Below are 11,323 nucleotides of genomic sequence, written 5' to 3'. Positions count from 1 at the left end.
CTAAAACTTGCCATCGACTGCGGGGCCAAGGCAGTCAGGGTGGCTACCCATGTCACCGAAGCCGATATCGGTGAACAACATATCGGCCTGGCTAAAAAGATGGGTCTGGAAGCTTTCGGTTTTCTCATGATGGCTCACATGGTCCCACCGGAAAAGGTAGTAGAACAGGCGCTGCTCTTTGAAAGCTATGGCGCAGATTATATCTATATAGCCGATTCGGCTGGCGCCATGCTCCCTGAGGATGTAAAGGCCCGGGTAGGAGCAGTAGTGGAGAAAGTTAAAGTACCGGTGGGGTTCCATGCTCATAACAACTTAACCTTGGCCACGGCCAACTGCTTGGCAGCTTTGGAGGTGGGAGCTACCTTCCTAGATGGCGCCTGCCGGGGCTTAGGTGCCGGTGCTGGCAATACCCAGACCGAGGCTCTGGTTGGTGTGCTGCAGAAAGCCGGGTACGAGACGGGGGTAGATTTTTACAAGATTATGGATGTGGCCGAGGATATTGTGGAGCCTATTATGCATAGGCCACAGGTGGTGCGCAATGCGCCCCTGATGCAGGGGTATGCAGGCGTATATTCTAGCTTCCTTCTTCATACTTACCGGGCGGCCGAAAAGTTTGGGCTCGATCCACGGGATATCCTGGTAGAGCTAGGAAGGAGGAGAATGGTCGGGGGCCAGGAAGATATGATCATTGATGTGGCTTATCAACTGGCACAAAAGAAAGGAGGGAAGTAAGGTTGAAGGTTGTAAACCTTGTGGCCGTCGTAGATGAAGAAAAATGTAAGGCCTGCCGAACCTGCGAGCGGGTGTGCCCGGTTCTAGCCATCAAAGTGGAGAACCGGAAGGCAGTGGTGGATGCTGAACGTTGCCGTGGTTGTGCAGCTTGTGAACAGCGTTGTCCGGATTACGCCATCACCATGGTCAAGCGGGAAGAACCCGTAGTAGTGGTTGTAAATATGGACGGTGTAGATTATAACCAAGTAATAGAGCTCTGCCGCCGGGCGAGGCTCCATCCCGAGCAGATAATCTGCTACTGCACTGCCACTCGGGCGGAAGAAGTAGCGGCAGCCATCTTGCAAGGAGCACGCTCGCCGGAGGATGTATCCTTTATGACGGGGGTACGCACGGGCTGTAAAGTGGAATGCATCCAGCCTATCTTAAGGCTCCTTAAGGCTGCAGGTATCGAGCCTGCGCCGCCTAAAGGTGGCTGGCAATGGTACGGCCGGACTCCTACGGTGTGGGACATCCCCGAGGAAGTAAAGCAGAAATATGCTAGTCGCGGGTTCTACTTTGATGAAGATATTAAACTTTTCGAGCGGGTGATAGCAGCACCCCTGCAAGGAAGGAGGGAAGGCTAAAATGCGTCCGCCTATACCGCCTATACCCCCGCGGAAATCCCAGTACGGCATTGATCCCTCTTTGGTAAGGAAGAGGGTATGCGAGCTTCCGGGTATGACCTCGGTGCTTCTTAAGGAGCTCTTCCCGGATTTGCCCGAGGTTATATACCCAGGTGACCAGGGAGTAGTGGCCATCCGTAAGGCCACGGAAGAAGCCTTACAAAAGGTAGATATGAGCAGAATAAAGCCGGAGCACTCAGTAAATATCCTAGCTTCCCACCATGGTTTTACCCTCCTGGGTGGTGAACCCTATGCCGAGATGCTCAAAACTATTAAAGATGTAATTGAAGCGCGGACGGGATGTAAGAATATCCGCCTTCGGGCGGGGGTGGGCTTACGTTTCCGGGAGACGGAGGAATATATCAAGCGTTACGGACTGGATGAATATTTTGGCGGCAAAGCCATAGGTGTGGCACCCATAGATGAAGGGATCCCCATCGAGACCGAGATCGGTACCCTCTACGGTATAAAGAAGATATACGATGCCGATTGGATTGTCCATGCCCACAATTCTGATGTGCGGGAGGTACATTTCCACCGTCAAGTTGACCGCGCAGTAAAGCCGTTCGGCATGTCCTATGCCCGTATTGAGACGCGTTCCACCTATCACCAGAACCTCGGTCCTCGCGCGGCCAACTTTACGGCTCGGGCTATCTTCGATTCGCCCTTTGTCCAGAACAAGTTCGCCTTCGCCTGCTTCTTGATGGTGGCACCTAACGGTATTATGGGCGTGGATGCAGATAACGATTTATATGCCTTAAACGACCGGGTAACTTATTTAGGATGTCGCTACTACGGCAAGATGATGACCCTCTTTGGCGAGATAGACGAATGCATTGTCGCCCTAGACTTCCCCTGCCCGGTAGTCTATGTGTTCTCGGCCGGTGTCATCTACGCCAACTTTGCCGGGGCTAACACCGACCTATATGATCTAGACAATCCCCTACCCGGTTACACCTGGTACACCGAAGCCTTTTACGGAAAGCGAGGCAGGCCACTCCTAGATGATATACCGCCCCTCAACCCGGCCATAAAGATGTGTGTTCATAACTATGCCTGGACTGGATATCCCAGCGCCTTCTTCAGCGAGCATATTCCTACGGTAGTGGTAGGCCGGGAGCAGGCTGAACTTTTCAACCGCGACCCACAAAACCTCAACTATATGAAGTATGCGGTGGTAGCCGAGACTACAGAGGCGGCCATGGAATTCGCGTACAAAGTGACCGGTACCCGTAAGGTCTTAATCTTCGACGGTGCCATAGGCGGTATAAATTTAAGCGAGCCGTTGGCCGAGTTCCTACTCAAGCGGGCACCAGCGGTAAGCGAACGGGTAGAGAATGAGCTGTTGCCTAAGTGGTTACGGCAAAGGGGTGTAGATCTGCTTGCATTAAAGAGAGGTGCTAGTTAAGAGACGTGTGTACCACGTCGGCGGTTAAGTTGGAAGTTCGATATAAAATTACCTATATTGAGTAATAGAGGTACACAAAGGTTAGGTAAATCATGAGACACTCAAAAAGGTATTAACAGGTAACAAAAGTGTGTGTGGTATTTAGTCTACAGAGTAATTGGAGGAACGCTACTGAGGACATTTATACGCTATATTCTAGACTGGCCCTAAGAGCTGCCTAGAAATTTGAGAAAAAATAAGAAAGAAGTACGGAGAGTCTAAAGAGGAGTTTGGTTAATTTTACACCATATATTTCTGATTTGACCGGCGTAGACCCTATAATCAAAGTGAAGGCAAGCCCCGCCCACCGTGAGGGGGAAAGATAAGTGAGCTTTACTTCCTTACGCCAGTGGTTGATTAAGCTTGAGGAAATAGGGCTATTGAAACATATTAACCGTGAGGTAGCCTTAAAGCACGAGCTAGCTGCCCTTGGTAAAAGAGCAGACGGCAAATATGCCTTAAGGTTTAATAGGGTAGAAAACTCAACAATGTCAGTAGTAACAGGCATACTCCCGAGCCGGGAAACAATTGCTTTAGCTATGGGAGTCTCTAAAGATGAGGTAGTTGAGCGCTTTTCAAAAGCACAAGCAAATCCCGGCGAATGCATTTTGGTAAATTCAAAGGATGCACCGGTTAAAGAAAAGATTGTATATGGGGTAGACTTAGGTTCTTTACCGATACCCATTCACCATGAAAAAGATGGCGGACCATATATAACTGCCGGAGTACTGGTGGCCAAGGACCCCCAAACGGGGGTACGTAATGTCTCCATCCATAGGTTACAGGTTCTAGGGCCTAACCGTCTGGGAATCTTAATTTTACCCCGTCATCTATTTCAATTTTTCCAGTCAGCTGAAAAAGAGGATAAGCCCTTAGAGGTAGCCATAGCCATCGGGCTAGATCCCTTGGTGTTACTGGCTTCCCAGGCGCTGACACCGCCTGGCGTGGACGAGTTTACTATTGCTTCAGCCTTATATGGCCATCCCCTCGAACTGGTTAAGTGTGAGACTGTTGACCTAGAAGTACCTGCCCAGGCCGAGATAGTGCTGGAGGGAAGGATACTTCCAAGGGTTAGAGAGATCGAGGGCCCCTTTGGGGAATACCCCAGATATTATGGCCCAGCCTCACCTAAACCTGTGATAGAGTTAACTGCTATGACTTCACGGCGGGATCCCATTTATCATACGATAGTTCCTGCAACAAGAGAACATCTTCTTCTTGGAGCTATTCCGCGGGAAGCTGGCTTATTACAGACCATTAGAAATACAGTGCCTAATGTTGTAAGTGTACACCTGACCCCTGGTGGGGGGTGCAGGTACCATGCAGTTATTTCCATTGACAAAAGAAATGAGGGGGAGGCCAAAAACGCAATATTTGCTGCCTTTAGTAGTAGCCATGAAATAAAACATGTGGTGGTAGTGGACAAGGACGTAAACATTTTTGAACCCGAAGAAGTTGAGTGGGCTATTGCTACCCGCTGCCAGGCTGGTAGGGATGTTTTTATAGTAGAGAGGGCCTTAGGTAATAAATTAGATCCCTCAAGCGACGATGGAATAAGTGACAAAATGGGTATCGATGCTACGGTACCATTGGATGCACCTCCCGGACGGTTCGAACGGATCCGTATTCCGGGGGAAGATGAAATTAGGCTAGAAGATTACTTAGACTGAAGGAGGTGGTAGCAAAGTAAAGGTAGGAGTATGGCTTTCTAAAATCAACCCCAGGGTGAAAAGGGTTGGGGGTTGCTATATAGCTTGGCTTACAAAAACTTTGTAAGTAAAGGTTAAGGGGGTAATAAAAAGTGCATAAAAAACTTAAAACCGCTTGGCTAATAATAGGTATTGCTGTTTTTACATTGTTACCCTTGTTAGCCGGATGTAGCAAAAAGGCGGAAGAGAATAAACCCGGAGAGCCTTCAGCCAAACAAGGTACAATTAATATGCGGCTGGCTAACGTTGTGCAACCTACTCATCCTATGAACGTGGCAGCAGAAAAGTTTGCGAAGAAAGTGGAGGCGAAAAGTAACGGGAGAATTAAGATTACTATCTACCCAGCCCGGCAGCTAGGTGATGACCGGCAACTCTTTGAACAGGTTCAGCAGGGGTCTTTAGATATGGCTGAAATTTCGGCAGCACCAATAGGGGGTACATCGCCAATAGTTAGTGCCTTGCAGTTACCCTGGCTGTTTACGAATTGGGATCAATACCTGAAGGTAATGAAAAGCGATGCCGTGGATAAATTATTAAAAGGCTTGGAGAAAAACAACGTCAAGCCGCTGGCTGTCTATAATGCCGGGTTCAGGCACTTTGTTACAGTTGCCAAACCTGTTGAAAAGCCGGATGATCTGAAAGGTCTTAAATTCAGGGTGGCAGAGACACCACTTCATGTAGATATTTTCAAAGCGCTAGGAGCTAGTCCAACTCCAATGGCTTACGGGGAAATTTACAGCGGCTTGCAGAACAAAGTTATTGATGGCCTGGAAATGGATCTGAGTGCTATCCAGATGGAGAAACACTACGAAGTAGCTAAGTATGTAACACTATCCCGTCATTTTACCTGGCCGGCAGTTCTGATGATTAATTTGAACAGGTGGAATAGCTTATCGCCGGAAGATAAAAAGATAATCGAAGAAGCAGCCAAAGAAGTCATCGAGGAAAACGTCAAGGATATCCAAGAGATTGAGCAAAGGGTAATAGCCGAACTTAGGTCCAAAGGTGTGTCAATAAGTGAATTGAGTTCTGTAGAGCCTTTCATCCAAGCAACGAAGGGTGTGTACGATAAATATATGGCCCAGGATCCAGCCATTGCGGAGTTTGTTAAGTATGTACAAAGCATCAAATAGGATTTAACTGGGTGTAGGTTAAGCTCTGGTGGCCTGGCTAGCCCAAGCCACCAGAGCTAATCACCGGGCGGAAAGGGCAGGTATAAGCTATGATGTTGATTAGAGCTGCTAGTAAATTTCTAGATACCGTGGGAAGGGTCTTAACGCAAGTTTTTGTTGGAATTATGGCTATTATTGTGACCTTGCAAGTCGTATGGCGTTACTTCTTAAAAAGTCCTATTTTTTGGGCCGAAGAATTAGCTAGGTACTCTCTGGTATGGATGACATTCGTGGGGGCGGCTGTAGCCTTACGAGCTGGGCAACTGGCTAGTATTGAGATACTGGTAGAAAAGCTTTCGCCGCCAGTTAGACGCTGGATGCGCGTTTTAGTGTTGTTTCTAAATGTCGTACTTTTGATCTTTCTATTTTACTACAGCGTGGTCCTGGTGGGTCTGCCGAGCGTGGTAAACCAGCGATCGCCTGCCATGAGGGTGCCAATGGTTTTACCCTACCTAGCCCTACCTGTAGGACTGGGGCTGACGCTCCTCCAAGGCATATTCCAATTATTAATTGCCATTTTAGAAAAGGAGAGTAGAGAATAAATGTGGATGGTGCCAGCACTTTTTGTGGTATCACTAGCCATTGGAGTACCAATAGCGTTCGTACTAGGAGCAAGTGGTGTAGTTCACGCTCTCTTGATGCAGGACCCATACTTACTGACTATGCTGCCCCAGAGAATGTTTGCCGCTGTAGATAATTTTAGCCTTATGGCTATTCCCCTCTTCGTCCTGGCAGGGGAATTGATGGGTTTTGGTGGTGTAACCGAGAAGCTAGCCGAGTTCACACGTGCGGTAATTGGTCATATTAGGGGTGGACTAGCTTACGTTACTGTGATTGTCGGCTGTTTCCTGGGAGCCCTTTTGGGCTCAGCTAACGCGGAAGCGGCTTTGTTAGGGAGAGTACTGCAGCCTGAGATGAAAAAGGACGGGTATGGGGAAATTTTTAGTACTTGTTTAACAGCGGCCGTTTCTATTTTGGGTCCCATTATTCCTCCCAGTATGGTACTTATTGTGTATGGTGTCGCAGCTAATCTATCTATTGGTGAACTCTTTTTTGCAGGAATTATTCCAGGATTGCTACTCGGTATCACGTACATGGTCTTGATTTGGTTTTACGGCAGGAAGGAGAGTTGGCCAGTAAGGCAGAGGGCAAGTCTAGCTGAGGTTGGACGTACTTTTCTTGGTGCAGCTCCTTCGCTTTTAGTCCCTGTTATTATCTTAGGTGGTATTCTGGGAGGCATAACTACACCGACGGAATCTGCTGCAGCCGCTTCGGTGGTGGCAGTATTTTTAGGAACTGTAGTCTATAGAAAGTTAAAACTGGCAGACATCCCTAAAATACTAGAACGTACGGGTATAGTTAGTGCATCCATCATGATCATTGTGGCGATGGCCAACATTCTAGGCTGGACTATGGCCCTCGATCGAGTACCTCAGGCAATAGCCGAGTTTATGCTTTCCCTCACGACCAATAAATATTTAGTTTTGCTCCTGATGAACATATTACTTTTCTTCGTTGGCATGGTTATGGAGACCATAGCGGCTATCATTATTCTTGTTCCCGTATTCCTACCCATTATTTCTGCCCTAGGTATTGATCCTTTACACTTTGGCTTGGTAGTTAGCTTGAATCTCGTTATTGGCCTCATGACCCCCCCGGTGGGTGTGGCTCTGTTTACCACGTCTATAGTTACAGGTACGCCCCTGGAGAGGCTAGTTAAACCTATATGGGTTTGGGTTGGTGCTGCTGTTATTGTGCTTATGGCTTTAACCTATATGCCTGGACTTGTAACCTGGTTACCCCGTATCATATTTAAACACTAAAACCCTTAAGTATGGGTGCGCCTGGAGGTAGTTCACCTTGAGGGTAAAGGTTAGATTGCTGGCTCCTCTTGTATTTTCGGACGGTATGGAGTGGGCAGAATTAGATATGCCGCCAAAGGGTAGGGTAGAAGAACTCATTGGGCTGGTTGCTGGAAAGTCTAACATCGGTAAATATGGCCAGGATCAAGTTATGATTCTCATTGGAGATAAGATAGCTTGCCCCGATGACCCGCTAGGCGAAAATATGGAAGTGCGGCTTATGTTAAGGCCTATGGGAGGCTAAGATGGGGGTGAGTTGCTGTGAGATACGGCTATGTAGGTAAGGTTTTGTGGGTCGACCTGACCCAAAGAAAATGGTGGGTGGAAGAAGTTGACGAGGCTTTGGCATCCAAGTGGTTAGGAGGCAGCGGATTTGGAGCCATAACCCTGGCTAAAACAACGGGTCCGCAAACAGATCCTTTGGGTGAGGAAAATGTTTTAGGATTTTTCACCGGGCCGCTCACAGGTACAGTTGTACCGTGCTCAGGGCGACATTCGGTAGTAGGCAAGTCTCCGCTGACGGGGATCTGGGGAGAGGCCAGCGTAGGAGGTAACTGGGGTAAGGAATTGAAACGAGCGGGTTATGATGGCGTGGTGGTATTGGGTAAGGCCGATACTCCAGTGTATTTATGGATAAATGAGGGAGAAGTTGAGATAAGGGATGCAGCGAAGCTCTGGGGGCTAGACACCTATCAAACTGCGGAGGCCCTTCAGGAATATCATCCAGGTGCTGAAGTTTGTACCATTGGCCCAGCAGGTGAGCGTCTGGTAAGGATCGCCGGGCTCTTTACCGATGGGAAGGAAGGACGAGCAGCAGCACGGTGTGGCCTAGGAGCAGTCGCTGGTTCTAAAAAGCTAAAGGCGCTGGTTGTTCAGGGTACAAGAAGGCCGAATTTAGCCTTCGAGGAAGAACTGAAAACTAAGGCAAAAGAAGCTATTAAACTGATCAAAGAAAAAACCAAAGGGCTAAGCGAATTTGGTACAGCAGGTCTAGTAATACCCTGTGAACAGATAGGTGATTTTCCCATAAGGAACTGGCGGGATGGCAAGTGGGAAGAAGGGGCCCAGAAAATTAGTGGCCCGCGTATGGTTCAAACAGTACTTAGCGGGCGCTTTCACTGTGCAGGTTGTCCCATAGGTTGCGGTAGAAGGGTAAGCATTACAGATGGTCCTTATGCAGGGGTCAACGGAGGTGGGCCCGAATATGAAACCTTAGGCTTAATGGGCGGATCCTGCCTGATAGATAACCTGGAGGCCATCTGTTATGCCAATGAGTTATGTAACCGATACGGTATAGACACTATAGAAGCTGCGAATTTAATTGCCTTTAGCATAGAAGCCTTCGAGCGCGGCATTGTCAAGGAGAAGGATACAGGCGGGTTGATTTTACGCTGGGGAGACCCCCAAGTCCTGATTGAACTCATTCATCAGATGGGACAAAACAGAGGCTTTGGTGCATTTTTGGCCAGAGGTTTTAGATCTTTGCTGGCAGAGTTTGGGCAAGAAGCAGAAGAATTTGCCATACAGGTTAAGGGCCTTGGCTTTCCTGCTCACGACCCGCGAGCATACAACAGCATAGCCGTAGGATACGCCACGGCCAACAGGGGAGCCTGCCATCTAGAAGGCTTTAGTCACATTTTTGAGCGCAATGTGGCCCTACCCGAGTTTGGCTTTACCGAGCCGCAAGATCGGTTTTCCGTTGAAGGCAAAGGAAGATTGGTAGCCCAAGCTCAAAATCTTATGAGCGTTTTTGACTCCCTGGCGCTATGCAAGTTCATTTTATTTGGCGGCATCAAGATTAAGGATCTTGTAGAGTGGCTAAACTTGGCTACCGGCCTAGATTTTACTTCGGAAAGGTTACTCGAATGTGGCGAAAGGATATTCAATTTGAAGCGCCTCTACAACGTTAAGTGCGGGATCAGCCGTAAAGATGATGTTTTACCCCCTCGCATCCTCACGCAAAAACGAGGAAGTGGAGGTGCAGCAGAAAATTTACCCCCTCTGGATCAGATGCTAAATGAATACTATGCGGTTCGCGGCTGGAACGAAAATGGTATTCCTACTCAGGAGACATTAGACAGATTAGGGCTGGAAGAATTTATTTCGTAAGCTCTTAAATTCTGGTTCAGGGAGGTAAGCTTACTTATGGAATCTTTTACTTTTCAACTTAAGACCACTGTTTGTTTTGGACCGGGCGTAGCTTCCAGCATAGGTGAAAAAGTACGGAGCTACAGCGCGAAAAAGGCTTTTATCGTTACGGATCAAGGAGTTGTAAAGGCTGGGCTCCTTGAACAGATCCAAAAGCCATTAAATGAGATGGGCGTTAAAGCGGTCATCTTTGATGAAGTAGAACCCGATCCAGGCTTAGAGACTGTTCACCGCTGTGCTTCACGCTTCAAAGAGACGGGATGCGATACCATCTTAGCGGTAGGCGGAGGTAGCCCCATTGATACCGCCAAGGGTGCTCGGATACTAGTAGAAAATGGCGGCCATATCAGGGAGTATGCTGGAGTTAATAAAGTTCCTAAACCTTCAAATATACCCCTTATAGCAGTTCCTACCACTTCCGGTACAGGTAGTGAGGTTACTGTATTTGCTGTGCTTTCTGATTGGGAGAACAATATAAAGATAACCATTTCTAGCCCTTACTTAGCCCCAGAACTCGCCTTGGTAGATCCGTTACTTACAATAACAGCTCCGCCAAGTGTAACTGCAGCGAGTGGAATCGATGCTTTAGCACATGCTATTGAGACCTACGTTTCTACTATGGCGCAACCTCCAGCAGAAGCTTTAGCTTTAAGAGCCATAGAGGTAATTGGGAAGAGCCTTAGAACTGCGGTAGCTAATGGGAATGATAGAGAAGCTCGTATCAATATGTCTTTGGGGAGTTTATTGGCTGGAATGGCCTTTAATAATTCCTTACTGGGACTTACTCATTCTATTGGAGCCGCTTTGAGCGGGCACGCGCACGTTAGTCATGGGGTAGCTATTGGTCTTCTCTTGCCTCATGTAATGGAGTTTAACGCTATGGCCAGATTAGAAAAGTTTAGGGATATAGCAGTTGCCTTAGGCGAAGATGTTGCTGGTTTATCCTTAAGAGAGGCAGCCCTCAAGGCGATCAAAGCAGTTCGTGAATTAATAGAGGACATTGCCCTTCCTCGCAGGTTAAGGGAGGTAGGGGTGTCGGAGGACATGATTGAAGGTATAGCTAAAGATGCTATGGGACATGGTATGCTAAGAGTGAATCCTAGAAAACCCACGGAAAAAGATATTATGGATATACTAGCAAAGGCATTGTAAGGAGAAATACTAATCGGAGTATAGTGATTGAGTGTTTATGTACATTGCTTTTTACTGCTATTTTCAAATTTCAGGGGACAGAGCATAAAAGTGGGTTAAACACTAATGCCTTAGCCCCGAATAAACTCTAGTGAAGAAGGAAATGGCCTGCCAGCCAGGTTTGTCCAACGAATAACGAGAGCTCAGGTATTGATGGCGGAGACGGGTTTAGACGTCTTGCTGGTAGCCAACCGCGAAAACCTGATTTATTTCACTGGCCTTACTCAGATAGAATGTTTGGCCGTTCTTATACCCCGGGAAGGTGAGCCCTGTGCGGTCACCTTATGGCTGGATGCCGAGTATGTAGAGAGGGAAGCGGGCTTAACAACTTACGGCTATTTCTTTCCCCGGGAGAGCCTTGGTAGTAAACTTGTGGAGAGGATTAAGGCTTATGGGTTCA

The 11,323-nt window shown here is 47.9% G+C and carries 11 protein-coding genes; all 11 read left to right on the top strand.

Annotation, left to right across the window (positions count from 1 at the left end):
* On the top strand, positions 1–732 hold a 732-nt coding region (dmpG, locus tag L5656_RS08250; RefSeq protein ID WP_297201649.1), incomplete at its 5' end, for a 4-hydroxy-2-oxovalerate aldolase.
* Positions 733–734: 2 nt separating this feature from the next.
* Positions 735–1,355 (top strand): 4Fe-4S binding protein, encoded by a 621-nt coding sequence (locus L5656_RS08245; protein WP_297201647.1) that lies wholly within the window; start codon positions 735–737, stop codon positions 1,353–1,355.
* A gap of 1 nt (position 1,356) precedes the next feature.
* On the top strand, positions 1,357–2,802 hold the full coding sequence (locus L5656_RS08240; protein ID WP_297201645.1) for a hypothetical protein: 1,446 nt from the start codon (positions 1,357–1,359) through the stop codon (positions 2,800–2,802).
* A 365-nt stretch (positions 2,803–3,167) separates the two neighbouring features.
* Positions 3,168–4,511, top strand: a complete 1,344-nt coding sequence (locus tag L5656_RS08235) for a UbiD family decarboxylase (RefSeq protein ID WP_297201642.1) — start codon at positions 3,168–3,170, stop codon at positions 4,509–4,511.
* A gap of 131 nt (positions 4,512–4,642) precedes the next feature.
* Entirely contained in the window at positions 4,643–5,683 is a 1,041-nt protein-coding gene (locus L5656_RS08230; RefSeq protein WP_297201638.1) for a TRAP transporter substrate-binding protein, read from the top strand.
* Positions 5,684–5,772: 89 nt separating this feature from the next.
* Positions 5,773–6,264: a TRAP transporter small permease gene (locus tag L5656_RS08225; RefSeq protein ID WP_297201634.1), complete on the top strand. Its 492-nt coding sequence runs from the start codon at positions 5,773–5,775 to the stop codon at positions 6,262–6,264.
* On the top strand, positions 6,265–7,545 hold the full coding sequence (locus L5656_RS08220) for a TRAP transporter large permease (protein ID WP_297201631.1): 1,281 nt from the start codon (positions 6,265–6,267) through the stop codon (positions 7,543–7,545).
* A gap of 37 nt (positions 7,546–7,582) precedes the next feature.
* Entirely contained in the window at positions 7,583–7,828 is a 246-nt protein-coding gene (locus L5656_RS08215) for a hypothetical protein (RefSeq protein ID WP_297201628.1), read from the top strand.
* 17 nt (positions 7,829–7,845) lie between these two features.
* A complete protein-coding gene (locus tag L5656_RS08210; RefSeq protein WP_297201625.1) occupies positions 7,846–9,693 on the top strand; it encodes an aldehyde ferredoxin oxidoreductase family protein in 1,848 nt (615 codons plus the stop codon).
* Between the two features lie 36 nt (positions 9,694–9,729).
* Entirely contained in the window at positions 9,730–10,884 is a 1,155-nt protein-coding gene (locus L5656_RS08205; RefSeq protein WP_297201623.1) for an iron-containing alcohol dehydrogenase, read from the top strand.
* A gap of 192 nt (positions 10,885–11,076) precedes the next feature.
* The coding region (locus L5656_RS08200) for an aminopeptidase P family N-terminal domain-containing protein (protein WP_297201621.1) at positions 11,077–11,323 on the top strand (247 nt) is incomplete at its 3' end.

This window comes from Thermanaeromonas sp. (genome assembly GCF_021890735.1).
Classification (GTDB): Bacteria; Bacillota; DSM-521; order Neomoorellales; family Neomoorellaceae; genus Thermanaeromonas.
The sequence above is the reverse complement of the archived record's forward strand: the minus strand, read 5'-3'. Positions and strand labels throughout refer to the sequence as shown.

Coding starts and splice junctions, on each gene's coding strand:
- L5656_RS08240 (WP_297201645.1), top strand. CDS start 1,357: ATGCGTCCGCCTATACCGCCTATACCCCCGCGGAAATCCCAGTACGGC.
- L5656_RS08225 (WP_297201634.1), top strand. CDS start 5,773: ATGATGTTGATTAGAGCTGCTAGTAAATTTCTAGATACCGTGGGAAGG.
- L5656_RS08220 (WP_297201631.1), top strand. CDS start 6,265: ATGTGGATGGTGCCAGCACTTTTTGTGGTATCACTAGCCATTGGAGTA.
- L5656_RS08205 (WP_297201623.1), top strand. CDS start 9,730: ATGGAATCTTTTACTTTTCAACTTAAGACCACTGTTTGTTTTGGACCG.